This is a genomic window from Halobacillus sp. A5 (genome assembly GCF_024189315.1).
Taxonomy (GTDB): Bacteria; Bacillota; Bacilli; order Bacillales; family Halobacillaceae; genus Halobacillus_A.
Window position 1 is genome coordinate 55,935 of record NZ_JAIZEO010000003.1, and the last position, 20,919, is coordinate 76,853.

A 20,919-nucleotide genomic window follows, 5' to 3' on the forward strand; every position below is an offset into this window, starting at 1 on the left:
GCTTTGTGGAAGGATCCCTTGAGATACATACACCTAAGAACAGCATGCAAGTGGATAACGGCTTCTAAGAAGGTTTTTCCTCTAAGACTGTAATGGTTTTTAATGTAGTTTGGCTATGTGAAAACGAATTAAAGGAGAGGTATAGGATGGGAGAAGCGCAGCTGGTCTATTTCTTAGTGTTTATTGGATTTCTTTTGGCGATGATTGCCGTTGGGGTTATTGTCAGCCGCAATGTGAAGAGCGGTGAAGACTTCCTGATGGGAGGGCGCGGCTTAACGACGCCGTTATTAGTAGGAACGACTCTGGCTACATTAGTCGGCACGGGCTCGAGTATGGGCGCGGTGGGGTATGGTTTTGCGAACGGATGGGCTGGTGCTCTTTATGGTATAGGCGGGTCTGTCGGGATGTTTCTTCTGCTTATATTGTTTGCTGATGTTCGAAAGTATAACTTCATGACCTTCTCTGAAGAACTCAGTTTTTATTATGGAGCGAATAAATTTGTTAAAGGCTTAACTTCGATCATTCTATACGTCGCCTGTATTGGCTGGTTAGGGGCTCACATTATCGGCGGCAGTTTGTACTTAAGCTGGATCACTGGGATTGATCCAGTTATCTCCAAGATTATCGTCGCGTTAGGATTTGGTTTGTATACGTTAATCGGAGGTTACCTGGCGGTTGTCTACACCGACGTGATCCAGGGTGTAATTTTATTTGCTGGGTTTATCCTGCTGACGGTGCTTTCGGTCATTGCGATTGGAGGATTTGGTGAAGTGAGTGCCAATGTCACGCCGGAGATGGGCTCCTTCTTAGGGCTCCAGCAGGTGGGCATCATTCCTGCGATCTCTTTAGCTGTCGTCATTGCCGTCGGGGTATTGGCTACGCCTTCTTATCGTCACCGCATCTATTCTAGTAAGAATGCCTTAACGATTAAAAAAGGTTTCCTGATCACGGGTGTTCTTTTTGCCTTATTCTCTCTATTCCCGGCCATCGTTGGGATGTCAGCCAATATCCTTAATCCGGGGATAGATTCGGAGTTCGCTTTCCCTTACTTGGCTACGGAAGTTTTCCCGTTATGGATTGGAGCGATTGTGCTGATTGCAGGTCTTAGTGCCACCATGTCTTCAGGCAGCTCCGACTTTATTGCGGCTGTAACAATTTTACTTAGGGATGTGTTTGAACTCTTTACCGGCCGGCTTCCACAGAAGGAAAAAATGGTGTTCTATTCAAGAATTTCACTCGTACTTACGCTTCTGCTTGCTTTGTTCTTCACGTTGTTTACGAACAACATTATTACGTACATTTCTAATTTCATTTCTACTGTAATGGCCGGGTTGTTTGTGGCTGCACTGCTTGGCAAGTTCTGGAGCCGTGCGAACTGGCAGGGAGGTATCGCCAGTTTAATCGGAGGATCGGTCACTTCGTTTATTATTTTAAGCAGCGAGAGTATGACAGCTTTTTGGGGAAATCCGATTCTTCCATCCATTATGGTTGCTTTAGCCGCTAATGTTGTCGTCAGCCTGCTTACTCCGGCACAAAAAATATCAAAAGAAGAGGCACTTCGAATCCTTGAGGAAGAGCGGACGAGGTTAGATGAGGGGACCTCAGTGACGCCGGATCAGAAATACGTACAATAGGAGGATTTGTAATGGATCATACACCTTACATTGAAATCGACGAAAAAATTCTACGGAACAATATTAGAAAAATGAGCGAATTAGCTAAAGAAAATGGGGTGAATTTAAGGCCGCACATTAAAACGCACAAAATTCCCCGTATCGCTAAATTACAATTAGCAGAAGGAGCGGTAGGAATCACCGTGGCCAAAATTTCTGAAGCTGAAGTGATGGCCGAGTATGGAGTTGATGACATCTTCATTGCTTATCCTGTGGTGAGCGAGGCTAAAGCAGAGAAAATCTGTGCTCTTAATCAAAAGCTGTCTCAATTAATTGTAGGAGTAGACAGCATAGAAGGAGCCGGTGTGCTGAATACATGTGCACAGAAACACGGGCAAACCTTAAACGTGCGCCTGGAAATTGACACAGGGTTAGCTCGGACAGGCGTCGATCTGCAGCATGCGGCTCGTTTAGCTGAACAAATCACGCAGCTGGATGCATTGAATTTACAAGGCATCTTTACGTTTAAAGGACCCGTTTATAAAGGAGAAGCGACAACAGATACTGATAAAGCAGGAGTAGAGGAAGGGGAGCTTATGACAGAGCTGGCCGCTCAGCTGGATAAGAGCGGAATTAAACTCGAAGACATCAGCGTAGGCTCGTCGCCAACTGCCGCTTCCGTCGCATCCGTGGCCGGCATCACTGAAATCCGCCCGGGAACGTACGTCTTTAACGATGCGATGCAGGTAAAGCTGGGTGTCAGTGCATGGGAGGATTGTGCAGCCCAGGTAGTGACTACCGTCGTCAGCCGTCCGTCTGAGGAGCGTGCAGTCATCGACGGAGGAAGTAAAACGTTTGCCACAGACGTGCAGCCTAATCATGCCCCGCTCAACTTAAAAGGATTTGGCGCCATACAAGGTCATCCAGAAGCGGAATTTGCCCGCATGAATGAAGAGCATGGAGTCATTTTATCGAATGATTTGAAAATCGGCGAACAGGTGAAAGTAATCCCTAACCACATCTGCAGCACGATCAACCTTCATAACTATGTATATTTGAAAAAAGAGAACAACGAATACGAGAAGATCAAGGTCGAAGCCAGAGGAATGCTTCAGTAAGGAGGCCAGCACATGTTCGATGCGTTTATTACCAATGGCAGAATCGTAGATGGCACAGGAAATCCATGGTTTTACGGAAATGTCGGCATGAAAGATGGAAAAATCGCTTACGTCGGCAACGATCGGGCAGAGGATACGAAAGAAATCATCGATGCCAGTGGCAGAATCGTTGCGCCGGGGTTTATCGACGGCCACTGCCACTCCGACTTAATGCTTCTTGATTTCCCGGAAAGTGAGATCAAGCTGCAGCAGGGAGTCACGACAGAAGTCGTAGGAAACTGCGGGTTAGCCCCGGTTCCGGTTAATCCACTATACAAGCAGGATTTGCAGAGTTACGTCGAGCCGGTGCTGGGCAAAGCCAATAAAGATTGGAAATGGCAGACGATCAGTGATTACTTCAATGAATTAGATCAAAGCCTGATCTCTGAAAACGTGGCTTCCTATGTCGCTCATGGCTCATTGCGAATTGCGGTGATGGGTTTTGAGAACCGACCACCTGCGAAAGAAGAAATGGAAGAGATGAAATACATTCTTGAACAAGGTATGAAAGCCGGGGCCATCGGTCTTTCGATCGGGCTGTTATATTCTCCCGGAAGCTATTCTACGAAAGAAGAGCTCGCGGAGTTATGCGAGGTGGTTGCGAAGTATAACGGTCTCTTTTCCACCCACATCCGGGGAGAAGGCAATAATTTAATCCCTTCGGTGAAAGAAGTCATTTGGATTGCCGATCAAGCAAACGTCCCCCTTCATGTCAGTCACTTAAAAGCTGCAGGCAGAAGAAACTGGGGCAAGGTCCAGGAAGCGATGGAATTAATAGAGAAAGCGAGAAGTAGAGGAATGGATGTCACCTGTGACGTCTATCCGTATTCCGCGGGTTCGACGATGCTGACCACACTGCTGCCTCCATGGGCATTAGAAGGAGGGCTGAGTTCTGTATTCGAAAGATTAAAAGATCCTCATAGTAGAAGGAAAATAAAACAGGAACTCAGCCAGGAACAGGAAGAGTGGGATAATCTGGTCGCATCGACAGGGTGGGAGAGTGTTATTATATCCTCCATCCATTCTCCTCACCTTAAGAGTTACGAAGGAAGATCCGTGGCTTCGATCAGTAAAGAAAATGGCAAAGATCCAGTCGACCAGGCCTTCGATCTATTAATCGAAGAAAACGGAAATATAGGGATCGTCTTTTTCCATATGGATGAACAGGACGTAAAGCACGTGATGCAATACCAGAATGCTTTAATCGCATCGGACAGTTTAACGTGCTATACCGGCAAACCACACCCGCGTCTGTACGGCACGTTTCCTAGAGTCTTCTCCAAATATGTGAAGCAGGACCACATCCTTACCATTGAAGATGCCGTCAGAAAGATGACCTCCTTTCCAGCTAAGAGGTTTGGACTGGGTAAACGCGGCCTTTTAACCGAAGGGTACGCAGCCGACCTGGTGATCTTTGACTTTGATGAAATCGAAGATAGAGCCACCTACGCCGACCCGGAGAATTATCCCGAAGGCATTGAATATGTATTTGTCAACGGAAAACTGACAACGCAGGAAAAACAACATACGTCACAGAAATGCGGCTGCTTTATTAACTCCGCATCACAATCTATTCTTACGAGGTGATCGAAAAATGATAAACGTTAAAGAAAAAATCAACGAATTAGGTATTCACATTCCTGACGCCCCAAAGCCAGGCGCTGTTTACGTTCCCGCTAAAACAGTCGGAAACCTGGTGTACACCTCCGGCCAGGACTGCCGCATCAACGGCACCCTTCTCTATGAAGGAAAACTTGGAAGTGACCTGACCGTCGAACAAGGCTACGAAGCCGCACGCCAGACGATGATCAACTGCCTGGCTGTGCTGCAGGCAGAGATCGGCGATTTAAGCCGAATCAAGCAGGTGGTCAAGCTGCTGGCCTTTGTGAACTCAGCCCCCGGCTTTGTCGAACAGCCTTATGTGATCAATGGAGCGTCTGAATTGTTGGAAGAGATTTTTGGAGAAAAAGGAGAGCACGCCCGCTCGGCAATTGCCTCGAATGAATTGCCGTTTAATACACCTGTTGAGATTGAAATGATTGTGGAAATAGAATAGAAATGGAAAAAGACAGCTGAGGCTGTCTTTTTGTGTGAAATGAGGAAATGTTCATATTTTCCACGAACTTGTTCATAAGCCCGATCCAGTTGTTCATATATCGCTTAGAATGTTCATATATGCAGTGAAATGTTCATAAATTTATTCACAAGTCGTTATAGGCCAATTGAAATATATTTGGTTTCTAAATATTCTTGAATTCCGTGGTGTCCGCCTTCTCTGCCCATTCCACTCTCCTTAAAACCGCCAAACGGGGCTTGAGCCGCAGACGGCGACCCATCGTTTAAGCCGACAATTCCATAATCAAGCTTTTCGGAGAAGAGAAGAGCCTTATTAAGGTTTTCTGTAAATAAGTATGCGGCTAACCCAAATGGTGTATCGTTCGCTTTTTGAATGGCTGTTTCTTCATCGGTGAATGTGGAAACAGGTAAAACGGGGCCGAATGTTTCTTCTCTCATGCAAAGCATAGAATCACTGACATCCGTTAATATGGTAGGTTCGATAAAGTATCCTTTGTTCGTTTCATACCCTTGTCCTCCAGCCACTGCTTTTGCTCCATTTTCAATCGCTTCATTAATATGGCGAGTTACTTTTTCATGAGCACTCTTATCAATTAAGGGGCCAATGTCTGTATCAGGGTCCAGACCATCGCCTACCTCTAACTTCTTAACCGCTTTTATTAACTTTTCTGTAAAAGCCTCTGCTATCGAAGCATGGACGTAGAAGCGGTTAGAACAAATGCAGGTCTGCCCGGCATTACGGAACTTAGAGGCGATTGCCCCATCTACTGCTTTGTCTAAGTCGGCATCCTCAAAAACGACAAAAGGGGCTTGTCCTCCCAGTTCCAGTGAGATTCGTTTCATGGTATCAGCGGATTTCTTCATGAGTAACTTGCCTACTTCGGTTGAGCCGGTAAATGAAAGCTTTCTCACTCGAGAATCGGCCATCCATACATTGCTGATTGTTTCTGCATCACCAGTAACGATATTGATTAATCCATCGGGAGCGCCTGCTTCGTAGGCGAGTTCTACTAATCGTAGTGCGGTTAAGGGAGTCTGTTCTGCTGGTTTGATTAATACAGAGCACCCCGCAGCAATCGCAGGTGCCACTTTACGTGTAATCATAGCTGCTGGGAAGTTCCATGGAGTAATGGCTGCAATTACTCCTACAGGGTGTTTTTGAATAAGAATTCTCTTATTTTGTGTAGAAGCCGGAATCGTTTCTCCGTAAATTCTCTTGGCTTCTTCGGCATACCAGGAAATGTATTGATTGGCGTAATTGATCTCGCCTAAAGCTTCTTTTAAAGGTTTTCCTTGTTCTTTTGTCATAGTTTCGGCAAGTTCTTCTTTGTGTGAATCGATTAATTCGTACCAGCGCCAAAGAAAATCTGCCCGCTCACTAGCAGAGGTGTTCTTCCACTCCTGAAAAGAGTTGAACGCTGCATCGACAGACAGTTTTGCATCTTTTTCTTCTGCTGCTGGGACAGAGTCAATCCTTTGTTGGTTTAAAGGATTTAGTACATCAAAGGTAGTTTCCGTACGATGAGGTCGACCGTTTATAATCATATCCATCTTCTCTTTTCTCCTTTTTATAACGCTTCTTTTTTATCGGCACTCTTTTCTTCATAAACACCTCTTCGCATATTAATGAAGAAGAATACCCCCAATAAAGTCCAACCAGCCACCATAATCCATTCATATGGCCAGAGGAGTGCGGCCGGCATACTCGGCATGTATAGCAAAATAAATCCAAAGCTTAATATAATGGCTAAGTACCCGAATATGGGTGATTTTGCTGCGCGAAAAGGACGTTCCATATCGGGCTCTTTCTTTCTTAAGACGATAAATGACAAAGCTACCAGGAAGTAAGCCGCCACAATCCCCAGCCCTCCTGCATCTACAATCCAGATTAGAGCTGATTCTCCCAGCAGAGGAGCCAGCATAGATAGAATGCCTATAAATAATATGGAATTAGACGGCGTATGGTACTTGGGATGAATTTTACCAAACCAGGCAGGTATCATCCTTGATTCAGCCATCGCATACAGCACCCGGCTCCCGCCAATGATGAAGGAATTCCAGCTTGTGATAATTCCTGCCACTCCTCCCACAATTAATAACTGTGCAAAAAACTGAGAACCAAATAGACTCGCCATCGCGTCAGCCGTCGCCAGTTCAGTTGATGCCAGCTGCGATTGATTTAACCCCAGTCCGACACCTAATGCAATCGCTAAGTAAAAGATAACAGCGGCCAACACAGAAAAAATAAGAAGTTTTCCAATTTGCTTCTTAGGAAGATTAGCCTCTTCAGCGACCTGAGGGATCACGTCAAAACCGACAAATAAAAACGGCACCATTACTAACACAGCCATGATTCCTCCTGAACCCTCAATAAAGAAAGGGGAGAGGTTCGAGGGATCTCCATTTAAGCCAGCGCCAAAAATCAGCAGTAAACCAACACCAACAATCATAAGTGTAAGAAATGTTTGCATAGCGGCTGCTTGCTTTACACCTATGTAATTAATAACTGTGATGATGAGAGCACCTACTGATCCAATCAACACCCAGTTTAGATGGACATCAAAGCCAGCTACTGTCCATAAATATCCTGCCTCGTAATCTGGCATAAGGAAGTTAATGACTGTTGGAAGAGCTACGGCCTCAAATGTAGCAACGGAAATATAACCTAAGGTAATGGCCCATGAAGCTACAAAAGACATGTTATTCCCAAGGGCCCGGTGAACATAAGCATGTTCACCGCCTACCTTTGGCATCGCAGAGGCAAGCTCTGCATAGTTCAGCCCTACAAATATAACCAGCATGCCGCCGATTATAAATGCAACAACTGCACCAAATGAACCGGCTGAAGTAATCCACGAGCCCGAAAGAACCACCCAGCCCCAGCCAAGCATAGCTCCTAAAGCTAAGAAAAGTAAATCGAAGTTAGATAGAACTTTTTTTAATTTCTTCTCTTCATTCATCAAAAAACCCCTTTTACACTGAATATTTTGACTTTTCTTCCCAAACCTTACGAACAGCATCTTTCATAATGGCCAATCCTTCCTCTAATTCTTCCTCTGTAATCACTAAAGGCATTAAAAAGCGAATAACATTGCCGTACACGCCTGCACCTAACACAAGTAATCCGTTTTGTTGAGCATGAGCCAGCATTTCTGATGTAGAAGCTTTATCAGGCGTTTTCTTATCCCTGTCCCTTACAATTTCTACTGCTATCATGGCTCCAAGTCCTCTAACCTCTCCTATACAATCCACTTCTTCTTTCAGCGAATTGAAGGTATCTTTCACCTTCTGGCCAATCATATTAGCACGTTGGTTCAGATCTTCTTCTTCAATAATTTCTATCGCTGCCAGAGCAGCCCTGCAGCTTAACGGATTGCCACTGTATGTACCTCCGAGTTCACCTGGATTGGCAGCATCCATAATTTCCTTTCTTCCAATGACTCCGCTGATCGGCATTCCTGCGCCTAGTGACTTTGAAACGGTTATTAAATCCGGCACCAAATCATAATGGTCAGAGGCAAAATAATGTCCCGTCCGTCCAAAGCCTGTTTGGATTTCATCAGATACAAACAATATGCCGTGTTTTTCGCACAAAGCTTTAACTGCATGAACAAATCGCGGCTCAGGTACTATAAATCCACCTTCTCCTTGAATAGGCTCCATGACTACAGCGGCGATGGTTTCTGGTGCCACCTCTTTAATAAGGAAGTCATTGAATTGTTCAATGAGGTAATCCACATACTCTTCCTCACTCATACCCTTTGGCCGGCGGTAAGTGTACGGGAAAGGAGCTTTGTAGGTCTCAGGCGCAAACGGACCAAATTCAAATTTATAAGGCTTTACTTTACTCGTCATCGACATAGTCATTAATGTGCGACCATGAAACGCGTTTTCAAAAGTGACAATACCCTGTCGTCCTGTATATTTACGAGCAATTTTAACTGCGTTTTCTACTGCTTCAGCTCCACTGTTTTGAAGCAGCACCTTTTTATCATGGGTACCTGGTGACAGTTCAGCAAGCTTTTCAGCTAGTGCGATATAGGGTTCATACATCATTACATTAAAACCTGTATGAATATATTTATCTACCTGATCGTGAAGGGCTTCTTTTACTTTCGGGTGGCAGTGCCCGACATTAATTGTTCCGATGGCTCCGGCAAAATCGATAAACTCATTACCATCGACATCCCTGATTTTTGCCCCTTCTGCTTCCTCTGCAAATGTAGGAATCCCGTAACTAACAGCATCAGGAACAATATTATGACGTCGTTCCAGCAGGTCTTTTGAAAGGGGTCCTGGTAACTTCTTAGTGACTAATGCATGGTTTGACATGAGTAATCTCTCCTTTTGATTAGTTGAAAATTGATGCTCTCTTTGACAGATCTTTTAAAGTAGAAAGCAAATGATCTTCAATAGCATCACAAAGCTCATTAAGATTTCCTTTTCTAAATTGATTAGCTATCCTATCGTGCTCCGGGATAGACTTCACTTCCTCAAATGGGGTGGAATAGAATTCATCTCTTAAAATGAGATAACCATCAGACCATTGATTAAGCATTTCAATTTCTTTTAATAAGAAATGGTTGCCGGCAATATGAGCTGCAAACATGTGTACCTGCCCATTTACTCTCATAAACTCTTCAAAATCCTTATTCTTATAAGCTTGAATCTCCTTCTTCAGCAGCTCGTCCAACTCACTTATATCCTGTGAACCTATCTTAGGTAATGCTAATTGTGCAGCATACTTCTCAAGAACGACTCGCAGGTTAAAAACATCTTCTAACTCTTTGTCAGAGGGGCTGTAAACAATCGCTCCTTTATTAGGTACTAGTTTAATAAGACCTGCACTCTCTAACCTTTTAAATGCTGCCCTAATAGGAGTCCGGCTCATTTGTAATTCCTTACTTACCCAATCCTCTGTCACCCTCTGTCCTGGGTTTAACTTCTTTAACATAATGGCTCGTTTAACTTTTTCAAAAGCTAGTTCTTCGTTATTTTTTTGGTTAACCATAAGCTATCCTTTCTAATTTTGTGTACAATAATTGTATACAATTTATAATTTAAATAATATTCTAACTTTTTTGACAAGAAAAATCTAGTTAATTTCAGAAAAAATTTTATTTAAAGGAGTTCATTGAAAGAATAAGAGCCTTTAGAAAGCGGAGTTTTTTGCGAGTATTGAGTTTATGAAGAGGAAGTTCAAATTTTTTTATCCTAAACAAATTTTGGGGTAACGACAGATGATGAGTATTTGTATTGGGATAAATAATGAATGTTCATATTTTCCACGAACTTGTTCACAAATCGGCTGAATTGTTCATAAGCCCCATCCAGTTGTTCATATATCGCTTAGAATGTTCATATATACAGTGAAATGTTCATAAATCTCCCATTATAAAAAGCTGCCGGCCTCACGCCGGCAGCCAATAATCCAGCTGTAGTTTTATTTATTTCTCCACATGCTTTTTATAATAATTGCCCCAGTGCGGTTGTGTGCCATCCACATCTTTAAAACCGTAAATGTCTGAAAGCTCCCAGGTGCTTAATGTCCTTCCGTTAAACCTGTGCACGTCCTGATCCAAAGCCAGATGTTTCAGGGCTTCACCGATATAGAAGGGGGTTTCGGATGCAATAAAATGTTCCTCGACTTTGGCTCCTTCCTTCCAGTTTTCTTCTGTGACTCCGAAAAGCTCGAGCATGGCTTCGGAACGGAGGAATCCCGGCGTTAAAGCGATCGAAGTAATATTGTAATCTTTTAAGTCTTCGGCTATGGCTTTGGCCATATGAATGTTTGAGATCTTCGCTAGACTATAGTAAAAGTTCCCTCGATATTTAAAGTCGGTACCGTCAGTGATTTCTACAATCAAACCTTTGTTCTTTTTCTTCATTAAAGGTACAGCGTAATGTGAGGTTATAAAATGAGCCTGCACCGCCTGTTTCTGCATTTGCAACCCTTTTTGCAGACTATGATCACCCACGTCTTTGCCCCATTCAGTCAGGGGATCGCCTCCCCATATATCATTTACAAGAATGTCTAAATGCCCGTTTTGTTCTTCCTTCACTTGGTTTACTAACATTTTTACTTGTTCTTCATCTGTATGATCCACTTTGACAGGAATTCCGATCCCGCCTGCTTCATTGACTAATTCAGCTGTTTCTTCAATGGTTTCTTTCCGCTGCATTGGCGAGGTTTCTTCTCTAGTTGTACGTCCGGTCACGTAGACTACTGCTCCAGCTTCACCAAGTTTGATGGCCATCGCCCGGCCGGCTCCTCTTGTGGCCCCAGCTACAAGAGCTGTTTTATTCTCTAAATTCATACTTTATCCATCCTTTCTATTCATGTAACCCTATAATATAGTAGATATATGACACATACTGTCATGATTAAATTCATGGAGGTGAGATGATGAAGGCGGAAAGGTTAATAAAGATTCTGCTTCTTTTGCAGCATGGGGAAATTGTATCGACTCGAGAATTGGCTGAGGAACTTGAGGTTTCAGAAAGAACGGTCCATAGAGACATGGAATCATTAAGTTCCACTGGTATTCCCGTTTATGCTGAGCGGGGGCAGGCAGGCGGATGGAGGCTTGTCGATAACTGGAAGCAGAGGCTGAGCTGGTTGAAGGAAAAAGAAATGCTGTCACTCTTCCTGCCTCATGCCGAAAAAATTCTGAATGACTTGAATATGGATATCTCCTCCAAGCAGTTGAAGGACAAGCTGCTGTTATCATTGCCTGAAACATCAAGAGAAAGTGCAGTGAACCTTTGGGAACGAGTATATGTGGATATGGCCACCTGGAGGAATACTGGAAATGAAAGTAATTCTGCACTTGAAGTCATGAAAGAAGCCGTGATGACCAATAAAAAAGTAACTATTTTATACAAGAAAGCAAATGGAGACATAAGAGAATCTATCGTCAAACCACTTGGACTAGTAGCCAAATCGAGCACCTGGTATGTGATCGCCTTGAACAAGCAGGATGAATTCCGCAGTTATAAAAACGCTCGAATCTTAGAGTGTGAACGAACAGAAGAGCATTTTATCCGGCCGCCTGATTTCAATTTACCGGCCCACTGGGAACAATCCAAACAGCAGTTCATGCAAAGCCTGCCTGAGTTTCGAGTCGATGTGAAGGTCTCTCCTTTTGCCCATGAACGCATGAGATTTACCGGGCGTTTCGTACAATCAGCAAATGATGGGACGATGACGGAAGATGGATGGACAGAACTAAATTTGACGTTCAACTCTGAAGAGGAAGCTGTTAATTTCATAGTCGGATTTGGAAACCAAGTCAAAATTCTGTCGCCATTGGATTTAATAGATAAAGTTACAGAAAGAGCAAGAGAAATCATTGAACTTTACAGGTAATCACGTCGGGCGTTAACCCCCAGGGTGGAATAGGAGTGAATGTCAGAAAAACTTGTTCAAATGTCAGAATTCGCTTAGAAATAGAATATGAAAAAAGACAGCACAGGCTGTCTTTTTGTGTGAAATGAGGAAATGTTCATATTAACCTCGAACTTGTTCATAAATCGGCTGAAATGTTCATAAACCCCATCCAATTGTTCATATATCTCTCAGAATGTTCATATATGTGGTGAAATGTTCACTTCCGTGCGGTATAAGCCAGGGAATTCAATGAAACGGTTTTCTTCAGTAACCGTATATATAATAACTCTTACTCAAATCATTGGAGGGGTTATGTTGAAATCATTCGAGGTTCTATTGCTGGTCATGGCGATAGCGGCAGTTGGTATATACTTATTCTATGAAGCGGGCTATTTAATCTATATCGCTTTGGCTGGAGGCATTGGCTATTCAGTAATACATTTTATAAGAACATATAGTAGAAAAAGAGGAACCGTGCTGGGTAAACCGGATGCAAAATACTATAATACTTTTGACTCGCATGACGATGATTTTTCGAATGGAGATCATTCTGATAACTAGAAATGGAACATTAAGGCTGACGCAAGGGGGAGATCGATTGAAAAGAAAAAACAGTGCTGAACCAGTCTTTTCACGGAAAACCGATAAATTCTTTATGATTACTGGTGTGATAATAGGCGTGACTGTCTCTCGTTATGGGGCAGACTGGGGGCTGTCTATTGTAGAAGAACTCCTTCTTCTTCTGGGTGTGATGATCTTTTTCATTACGATATATAAGGCTGCAGGGAAGTGGTGGAGAAATAAATGAAGTGCACCTTGGTTTGCTGGTAATATGAAGTTATAGTAAGTTGCACGGTGAGCCGGTGAAATGGAAGGATAATGCAGCTGAGTTACGTGATGATTATAAGGAAGCTTTTAAAGGAGGACCATCATGAGTGAAAATAATGTACAGGATATTGCGAAGATCTACGAACAGTTGATTGATGCCTGGAACGACCGCGATGCAGATGGAATGGCACGCTTGTTTACTGAGGAAGGAGAGCTCATAGGTTTTGACGGAAGTCTTGAGCAAGGACCTGAAGACCTCGTTTCTCATCTTCGTCCGATTTTTAGAGACCATCCGACTGCCCCCTTTGTAAGCAAGGTGAAGAACGTAAGGTTCATAGGAGAAAACGCCGCTGTCCTGCGGGCGATTGCAGGCATGATCCCGCCTGGAGAAACGGATATTAAAGCAGAGGTCAATACCCATCACACGTTGATCGCAGTAAGAATCGATAACAACTGGAAAATCGAACTGTTTCAAAATACGCCGGCTCAGTTTCATGGACGGCCTGAATTAGTCGAACAGATGACGAAAGAATTAAGAGAGCTGCTTTCATAGAGGGGAAGGGTCACGATGGGGGAAATGGAGATGAAAAAAGCTGCTATCCACCACAGCTGCCTGAATGAACATTTTTCAGGGGTAGTTTATTTAAAGCGGGAAGAACGGGTGGAAATCGAAAGAGCTTATGGGTATGCGGACAGAGCGGAGGAGCGGCTGAATACGGTGCATACCCGCTTCGGCATTGCTTCAGGCTGCAAGTTATTTACGGCTGTCGCCATCTGTCAGTTGGTCGAAAAAGGTGTACTTACGTTGGACACAAGATTGAAAGATTGTCTTGATATTGACTTTCCTCATTTTGACGATGGGGTAACGATTCATCATTTGCTTACCCATACTTCAGGAATACCTGATTATTTTGATGAAGAGGTTATGAGTGACTTCGAGGATTTGTGGAAGGATCGCCCTGTCTATCAAATGAAATCGCCAAACGATTTTCTGCCGTTGTTTCAGTCGAACCCGTTGAAGTTTCAGCCCGGGGAGCGATTCCATTATAACAACGCGGGGTATATCCTATTAGGTTTAATCATTGAACAGCATACGGGACGCCTCTTTACTGAGTATGTCGAAGCGGACATTTTTCAAAAGGCTGGGATGAAGAGCTCAGGGTATTTCCCGCTTGACCAGCTTCCGAAAGACACGGCTGTCGGTTATATCGACAACAAAGAGAATCACACCTGGAGAACGAACATCTATTCCATTCCAGCAAAAGGAGGTCCGGATGGCGGCGCGTTTACGTCAGCCCCTGATATGATCGCCTTTTGGCGTGCCCTGCTTGGCCATCAACTTTTAAATGAGGACATGACTGCTGCGTTGCTCACCCCGCATGTGACTGTAAAGGATGGTATTCATTACGGTTATGGGGTGTGGATGAATCAGCAAGGTAATAAAATCACGAAATACCACGTGATGGGTTATGATCCTGGAGTGAGCTTTCGTTCCTCGTTCTACCCTGGGCATGAGGTGACCCTGGTGCTTTCCTCTAATCAGGAATCAGGTGCTTTTGAGATGACGCGGGAGATTGAGGAGGAGCTGGGTCTGCTGTAATTATTGAAGCGGGCAGGGAACTTCCGGCATAGTTTGGGAGACTCGTCAGTGAATACATGCTCTGCGGGAGCAAAAAATTTTTCTTGTGATAGATCGCATCGTAAAGCAGACCGCCCAGCCTATTGGCATAATATATGTGATATTACAGGGAGCTTCAAACTTGCAAAACCCGAATCTACTGGTATATTAAATATATTATAAAGCAATTTCTGATAACTGATATTGGGAGAGGGCGGTCTCATGCCGACATATAAAGCGAATGATTATTTAGTAAAAGACGGAAAAGTCGTATCGCCGGGACAGGAAATTGAAATTACAGAAGAGCAGGCGGCGAAATTAGGGGACAAGGTGAAAGACGCATCAACAACAACCCCTCACATAAAAAAAGAAACATCATCAAAATAAAAGTTCAGTACCATGTAAACAGGAAACCTTATGTAAACGGCTCCCTGATTACGTGGTCTTTTTTTCTTCGTCTGAATGCTTGTTTCTTGAATCGGCTTCTGGTTTTCCCCAATAATACAAAAATCCTGCAGAAGAGGCGATGGCAAGTAAAGCGATAATAAATCCCATGGAATTCACCACCCGAATGTAAATTTTAGGCTTCTTTGAATTTATAAATAGAAGTTTACTGATCGAAAGATGCTGTGTCAGGATGCTTTCTAAAAATTCTTGAGGTAACAACATATTTTTACCACAGTACCCTGGTAACAAGAAATTAAACTGAATGTCGTGAAAGGGTGAAGGGCTCATCCATTATTTAAAAAAATCATCTAAACTGATGGGAGTGGTCTTTGTTATTCTTTTTTTAGGCTTGTCCCTATGGATCGTTGGCAGGGAAAACCCTGAAGAGGAACTATCGATAGAAAACAACCTCAGCCCGTCATTTACCGCAAAAGGCTATAAATTGACTGGGGAGTAAGGTCGATTTGGGATGTTCGATCCTTCTAACGAACCGGATGAAAGCATTGAATTTAAAGCAAACCATGAAGTTACTGTATATGAATTTTACTTCTGGGGCGAGGGGCTGATCGGAGAAAAATACAAGATGATCGCTGTCAATGAGCAAACTAGTGAGGAACGAACATTCAGCGAGAGTCTTATTAGTGCTAATCCCGAATAAGAAGAGGTCCCGGGCCAGGCTTTGAGTATGGGTAGAGTGAGCTTTAATGAGCGTGATGCTGGGACGTGGATAATGGAGGTTTATGTTAACGATACCATTCATTCCAGCTTTCGTGTAGAGGTGGAAGACTAGCAGCCTTTCTCGTTAAAGGTTAAGGTTAAAACACATCACGGCCCTTCCTTTCCATAAAAGAAATAAAAGGACCGTGAGTGTTTTAGGGGATGGAACCTGTACAGTTCCATGAGACATCTCCCATTTAAAGTATATGCTCTGTCCAGCTTCATGCCTGGGTTACGGCCTGATACTCTTATTGATTCATTAATTTTTTAGACAGCGGATAGATACCCAGACTCTGGATAATCAAAGAAATCAAAACGGCCGCAAACCCGAGCGACAGGATCATATCCACATCTCCGCCTCCTTTGGACTGCAGATCCAATATGAGGTAAATGGACATCGTTCCTTTTAAACCGGACCATGTGAGTAAAATCGATTCCCGCCAGTTGATTCTGTGCCGCCAATGCGGGAAGAACTGGGTGGTGCTGAAAATAATGAGAAAACGTAAAATCAAGGAAAGCAAAAAGATAATGATCGCAAAACCCCAGCCGTCAAATACAAGATGTTGAGCGGATTGAATGCCGATTAATAGAAAGATCAAGGCTAATACGGTCAGCTCAATTACATTCCAGAAGCCGTCGAGCTTATCACGCAGGTCATTTTCCTTAATCGTACGACCAAATTCAAAGGAAAGCAAGATGCCGGCAAAGACTGTCGCAAGAACACCGGAAACATGCAGGTATTCCGCCAGGTTAAACACACCAAATGCTACAACAACCGAAAGCATCACCTGATATTCACGGTTGTGGGTGAAATGCACCGCTTTACTGAGAAGCCATCCGACTAACGCACCTATGACAGCCCCTCCGAGAGAAACGAGAAGGAATTCACCTAAAAAAGAAAGAGGCGCGAACGATTCTCCATTTGTCAGCATCCCGGCAAGAACCGTAAAGATGACGATACTCGTCCCATCATTAATCAACGATTCCCCTTCGACCACGTCGGCGATTTTTTCGTTACCGGTCGAATTCTTCAATATCGAAGTGACCGACACAGGATCTGTCGGGGTCAAGATCGCAGCGATCATCAACGCCCCAACAAACGATAATGATAAGAACGGTCCGCTGAGCGCAAATATAGAAGCCCCTAGAAGGATGACTGTAAGTATGATCCCTGCTGAAGCAAGGAAACCGATGATTCCCGCATTTTCCTTAAATCCTTTTGAAGGAAACCGGTAGGCAGACGAAAACAGCAGCGGCGGAAGGAAAATGTGATAGATCATATCCTTAGTCACTTCAATCGATGCAAAATAAGGAAGCAAGGAAAGCCCGATTCCGAGCACCACCAGAATGGTAGGGACGGGAACGTTTTCTTGTTTCCTATCTATGGTGAAAACGATATAGCCAATGAATATTAGTAAAATAAAATGCGTCGTATGCAACACGGACCTCCCCTTCATTCCTTGACTTCAGCCTATAGTGGTTCATTATCCTATTCACCCATTTATGAAACTTCAAGGGGTTATTTAGGACTCTCCCTCGTGCATATATTATTACAGCGTGTCAAAACGAGGAGGGAAAGTATTGAGGAATTATAACAATAGTGCTACATTTGAACATTCCTTTTGGCTGCAGATACTGGGAGACCATGCCAGGTTTATCAGAGATTCGTTATACCCTGATGAACGAGAAATGATCCAGCAGGCAAAGTCATTCGTGAATTCCTTTGATGAGTATTTAAATATGGTAAGAAACGGACAGCCAGGGGACATGGAGCAGTTCACGAAAAACATACAGGAAATCGTGAAACAGTTCAGGCAATATAAATTATCCATATTAGAAAGGCAGCTGCAGGGTAAGATTGGTATTCACTTATCCCCAACATTTATCAATCACATGGTGAACGAACTGGAAGAGTATCTACTCGTGCTCGATTATTTAGCGCAGGGAAAGGCTCCACCCGTCTTCCACGAGCTGCATCACCATATGGTATGGCTGCCGGATGCCGGCGGTCATGCGGGCGCGATTAATGACGAGCTTGATGGAGTTGAAAAACGATTAAAAGAGAAAAGTGCTTTATTTGCGAAACACTTCGAACAATTCTACCTAAAGGCGGTGGAGTTAACAGGCTATTTGCGGACGAATCTGGATAGTTTCCCCGCATTATCGAGGTTTAATTCTGAAGTAGACATGGAGCTGCAGCTATTTAAAGGATTCCTGAGGGAACTGGAGGAGATGGAATTATCCGAAACGGTATTAAGCACCTTCTCCGCTTTAATGGCTGATCATATGGCCAGGGAAGAATGTTACTATTTATACAAAATCGCGGAATCTGCGCAAGGCGAATATCCAGCCTGTGATCCGACTAAGCCGAGGACGGAGTAGAGATAGATAGTAAAAAAGTACAGTGATGTAAAAGTCCGGGGGAAGTAGTGATGATGACTGTTATGACCATTACATTTTCGGGCTTTTATGTCACTTTTTCACATGAGAGGGTAATGTATTTATGTTTAATTTTACATATTATAAAATAGATGTATAACAAACTTCGTCTCCTATATTGATAGATGGTTAAACAAATTATATGATATAAAAAAGTGCATCAAAGAATTGTATTTATTTAGATCACAGGTTATAAAAAATATACTAGAATATCATAACCATCTTCCTCATAAGTGAGAGCATAGTTAGCGATATGGATTATAATGGTGTGCAAGAAGTCCGGATTTGGTAATAGGGAATCGTTGGTGTATTGTTTCTAAACTCTATAATTATTATGGTGAAAAAAGTTAAAGGGGCGGATCCTATGGTACAGTCTTATGGTTATTCCAAGCAATTTAAAGAATTCTTTATAGAAAATAGTAAGGCCTTTGAACAAACTCTTTTATCGGAAGCGGTAAATGTTCAGGATAAGATTGATGAAATTATGCGCGTGGGAAACATCGACCTTGTTAACAATGCGCATAACTTAGTTATGTATATTATTAATGGGAAAGATGAATCTTTGAAGAAATTCGCTGAACAAGAGGGGATTGCCTGGGCCGCGCACTCCATTGATTTATCATTCAAATTAGAATGGGTCCATTCTATACGTAGAACATTGTGGTTATTTATTGAAAAATACTATAAGGAAAACGATAATAACCAAATGATGGATTTTTTCCGGCTGGAAACCGAAATTAACAATCGTGTAGATGACTTTTTAAATACCTTCTTCATACGTTATTCAACCTATAAGGATGCATTAATTAAGGATCAGCAACAGTTGGTGGAAAATCTTTCAGTCCCAATTATCCCTATTAATGAATCGATCTCCGTTCTTCCTCTAATCGGTACAATGGATACTAACCGTGTAGAAACCCTTCAAGAAAAAGTATTAACAAAGGTTTCTGAATTAAGGATTTCCACATTGATTCTGGATTTATCCGGAGTCGCCATCATGGATCAAGATTCTATCATCGACTTAAAAAAGAGTATTGACGGCATAAACATGATGGGCTGCGATACGGTCATAACTGGTTTTAGGAAAGAAATTGTACAAGAAGTATTGAATACCGAGCTCACATTCAATCATCAAACCGAAACCTTAGCTACCCTGCAACAAGCGTTAAGCAAGTATTTTCTCCCTCAACTAGATTAGATAAAAAAGAGTGACACCCTATTTTGCATAAAGCTGGTTTATAATTTTGCCTTTGATGGCAGCCGCACAAATCCGAAGGTTCGCTACGCTGGAAAATACCCCAATTCGAATCATCCTGTACTTTTGATAAATTGCTCCTTCACCTTCCCATGATAGTGAAGGAGGACAGGTCTTAGCAGTATGTTATAAAATAAATGGCAGCCACGCCAGAAGTTTTCCATGATGTTAGAGACAATTATCTAGAGGTCATTGGTCGAGTGTTGCAGTATAACAGTCAAAATAAAAAACTTTATTGATCGCTGCTCCTCCAAATCATGCGGGGACCTGAGTATCAGGACTTTCGCGAAACCTTCCCAGTATTTCTTAATCGTTCTTATTACGGGCAATTTCTTGAATTCCTTTAGAGATTTCTCTTAGATGCCAGTTTCTATCTCTTTGAACATTTAAAAGAGTAAAGGCAAACCATACAATAAAACCTATGGCTGCTATATTTATAATTAGAGGAATGAATGCTGCTAATGAAATATTCATTTTATGTCTCCTTTACGGCTTAATAATGTAGAAAAATAAAAAAGCCAAGAGCTGGGCTCTCGACTAATATCGCTAACTTAATTATAACACAGGAGGTTCTTTGTGTGATTGAAGCAAGTTAATATCATTTTTTTAGGTTGAACTATTAACACAATAGAATCTGTATCTGTTTTAAGTAATGCTATACATGCCATAAGCAAGTACTTAAAGTAAGATTGCTTTGAATTCGAATCTTCAAGTAATGGAAGCACTTCCTTTAATGATTAATCGTATATAACATCTTTTCCTTGTTCGCGTAATTTTTTTAAAGAGGTAAGCATATGATTTATTTCTTCATCTGAATGTCTTTCCCATGAACTTAATTCAGCCACGATTCTCAAAGGCGATTTAGATCTATAAGAGCGAGTAGGGTTTCCGGGGAATTTCTGGTCAGTTAAGTTAGGATCATTTTCAAAATCACCTAATGGTTCCACAATATAAATTCTTTCTTTTGATTTAGCTTTTGCTAATTCAGCACCCCATTTAGCAGCATCTAATGTTGCCGTGAAGTATATATAGTTGGATTTTTTGGCTTGGTAATTTGATAGGTGTTGAGATTCTAACAGATCTTCAATTTTTAGTTCTGCTTTAGTACCATGAAAGAAAGGACCATTATCTAAGACCTCTTTATTTTCATTCATACAGCTGCACCTCTCATCTTTTTGATTTGTACCTAATAGTATAGAAGAGGAATTATAGAAAGAGTAGTCTATAAATAAGATACAATTGGTAGTATAATGAAAGTAGAGGAAAGAAGTTAAACGATAATTACTTATTAAATTCGTTCTTACTAGCAGTCAATTTTTACGGTTCCTGCTGATACTATGCATCGAACTCGCTCCATAGAACGGACAGATTTTTTTGAA

The 20,919-nt window shown here is 42.5% G+C and carries 21 protein-coding genes; 13 read left to right on the forward strand and 8 right to left on the reverse strand.

Annotated features, from left to right (window positions below):
• The first annotated feature begins 146 nt into the window (after positions 1 to 146).
• From LF822_RS12075 to LF822_RS12090, 4 genes are read left to right on the forward strand one after another with little or no spacing between them, the layout of a single operon-like run.
• A complete protein-coding gene (locus LF822_RS12075; RefSeq protein ID WP_253924324.1) occupies positions 147 to 1,634 on the forward strand; it encodes a sodium:solute symporter family protein in 1,488 nt (495 codons plus the stop codon).
• An 11-nt stretch (positions 1,635 to 1,645) separates the two neighbouring features.
• The gene (locus tag LF822_RS12080) at positions 1,646 to 2,731 is read left to right on the forward strand and encodes an alanine racemase (protein ID WP_253924325.1); all 1,086 of its coding nucleotides are present in this window, start codon (positions 1,646 to 1,648) and stop codon (positions 2,729 to 2,731) included.
• A gap of 12 nt (positions 2,732 to 2,743) precedes the next feature.
• A complete protein-coding gene (locus LF822_RS12085) occupies positions 2,744 to 4,357 on the forward strand; it encodes an N-acyl-D-amino-acid deacylase family protein (protein ID WP_253924326.1) in 1,614 nt (537 codons plus the stop codon).
• Positions 4,358 to 4,364: 7 nt separating this feature from the next.
• Positions 4,365 to 4,826, forward strand: a complete 462-nt coding sequence (locus LF822_RS12090; RefSeq protein WP_253924327.1) for a RidA family protein — start codon at positions 4,365 to 4,367, stop codon at positions 4,824 to 4,826.
• A 155-nt stretch (positions 4,827 to 4,981) separates the two neighbouring features.
• Here the strand turns inward: LF822_RS12090 and LF822_RS12095 are convergent, their stop codons facing one another.
• From LF822_RS12095 to LF822_RS12115, 5 genes are all read right to left on the reverse strand, one after another.
• Complete coding sequence (locus LF822_RS12095; RefSeq protein ID WP_253924328.1) at positions 4,982 to 6,397, reverse strand: NAD-dependent succinate-semialdehyde dehydrogenase; 1,416 nt, start codon at positions 6,395 to 6,397, stop codon at positions 4,982 to 4,984.
• A 17-nt stretch (positions 6,398 to 6,414) separates the two neighbouring features.
• The gene (locus LF822_RS12100) at positions 6,415 to 7,806 is read right to left on the reverse strand and encodes an APC family permease (protein WP_253924329.1); all 1,392 of its coding nucleotides are present in this window, start codon (positions 7,804 to 7,806) and stop codon (positions 6,415 to 6,417) included.
• 13 nt (positions 7,807 to 7,819) lie between these two features.
• Complete coding sequence (gabT, locus tag LF822_RS12105; protein ID WP_253924330.1) at positions 7,820 to 9,178, reverse strand: 4-aminobutyrate--2-oxoglutarate transaminase; 1,359 nt, start codon at positions 9,176 to 9,178, stop codon at positions 7,820 to 7,822.
• Positions 9,179 to 9,197: 19 nt separating this feature from the next.
• A complete protein-coding gene (locus LF822_RS12110; protein WP_253924331.1) occupies positions 9,198 to 9,857 on the reverse strand; it encodes a GntR family transcriptional regulator in 660 nt (219 codons plus the stop codon).
• A gap of 436 nt (positions 9,858 to 10,293) precedes the next feature.
• On the reverse strand, positions 10,294 to 11,163 hold the full coding sequence (locus tag LF822_RS12115) for an SDR family oxidoreductase (protein WP_253924332.1): 870 nt from the start codon (positions 11,161 to 11,163) through the stop codon (positions 10,294 to 10,296).
• An 86-nt stretch (positions 11,164 to 11,249) separates the two neighbouring features.
• Here LF822_RS12115 and LF822_RS12120 point away from each other — a divergent pair, with 86 nt between their 5' ends.
• The 7 genes from LF822_RS12120 (at position 11,250) to LF822_RS12150 (ending at position 15,787) form a co-directional block, all read left to right on the forward strand.
• Positions 11,250 to 12,215, forward strand: a complete 966-nt coding sequence (locus tag LF822_RS12120; protein WP_253924333.1) for a helix-turn-helix transcriptional regulator — start codon at positions 11,250 to 11,252, stop codon at positions 12,213 to 12,215.
• Positions 12,216 to 12,548: 333 nt separating this feature from the next.
• On the forward strand, positions 12,549 to 12,797 hold the full coding sequence (locus LF822_RS12125) for a hypothetical protein (protein WP_253924334.1): 249 nt from the start codon (positions 12,549 to 12,551) through the stop codon (positions 12,795 to 12,797).
• Positions 12,798 to 12,834: 37 nt separating this feature from the next.
• Complete coding sequence (locus tag LF822_RS12130) at positions 12,835 to 13,044, forward strand: hypothetical protein (RefSeq protein WP_253924335.1); 210 nt, start codon at positions 12,835 to 12,837, stop codon at positions 13,042 to 13,044.
• 123 nt (positions 13,045 to 13,167) lie between these two features.
• Complete coding sequence (locus LF822_RS12135) at positions 13,168 to 13,617, forward strand: SgcJ/EcaC family oxidoreductase (protein WP_253924336.1); 450 nt, start codon at positions 13,168 to 13,170, stop codon at positions 13,615 to 13,617.
• 15 nt (positions 13,618 to 13,632) lie between these two features.
• Positions 13,633 to 14,664, forward strand: a complete 1,032-nt coding sequence (locus LF822_RS12140; protein ID WP_253924337.1) for a serine hydrolase domain-containing protein — start codon at positions 13,633 to 13,635, stop codon at positions 14,662 to 14,664.
• Between the two features lie 240 nt (positions 14,665 to 14,904).
• The gene (locus LF822_RS12145) at positions 14,905 to 15,069 is read left to right on the forward strand and encodes a hypothetical protein (protein ID WP_253924338.1); all 165 of its coding nucleotides are present in this window, start codon (positions 14,905 to 14,907) and stop codon (positions 15,067 to 15,069) included.
• A 529-nt stretch (positions 15,070 to 15,598) separates the two neighbouring features.
• Positions 15,599 to 15,787 carry a hypothetical protein gene (locus LF822_RS12150; RefSeq protein ID WP_253924339.1) on the forward strand — a complete coding sequence of 63 codons (189 nt, stop codon included), beginning with the start codon at positions 15,599 to 15,601 and terminating at the stop codon, positions 15,785 to 15,787.
• Positions 15,788 to 16,094: 307 nt separating this feature from the next.
• On the opposite strand, the gene LF822_RS12155 is transcribed toward LF822_RS12150, so the two are convergent.
• A complete protein-coding gene (locus LF822_RS12155) occupies positions 16,095 to 17,288 on the reverse strand; it encodes a cation:proton antiporter (RefSeq protein WP_371925905.1) in 1,194 nt (397 codons plus the stop codon).
• Between the two features lie 139 nt (positions 17,289 to 17,427).
• Here LF822_RS12155 and LF822_RS12160 point away from each other — a divergent pair, with 139 nt between their 5' ends.
• Together LF822_RS12160 and LF822_RS12165 are read left to right on the forward strand one after the other, a co-directional pair.
• Positions 17,428 to 18,228, forward strand: coding sequence for a DUF2935 domain-containing protein (locus LF822_RS12160; RefSeq protein WP_253924341.1), 801 nt, complete (start codon positions 17,428 to 17,430; stop codon positions 18,226 to 18,228).
• A gap of 421 nt (positions 18,229 to 18,649) precedes the next feature.
• Complete coding sequence (locus LF822_RS12165) at positions 18,650 to 19,483, forward strand: STAS domain-containing protein (RefSeq protein WP_253924342.1); 834 nt, start codon at positions 18,650 to 18,652, stop codon at positions 19,481 to 19,483.
• 363 nt (positions 19,484 to 19,846) lie between these two features.
• Here the strand turns inward: LF822_RS12165 and LF822_RS12170 are convergent, their stop codons facing one another.
• Both LF822_RS12170 and arr read right to left on the reverse strand, forming a co-directional pair.
• On the reverse strand, positions 19,847 to 20,014 hold the full coding sequence (locus LF822_RS12170; protein ID WP_253924343.1) for a hypothetical protein: 168 nt from the start codon (positions 20,012 to 20,014) through the stop codon (positions 19,847 to 19,849).
• A 263-nt stretch (positions 20,015 to 20,277) separates the two neighbouring features.
• Entirely contained in the window at positions 20,278 to 20,694 is a 417-nt protein-coding gene (arr, locus tag LF822_RS12175; RefSeq protein WP_253924344.1) for an NAD(+)--rifampin ADP-ribosyltransferase, read from the reverse strand.
• Positions 20,695 to 20,919 lie beyond the last annotated feature (225 nt).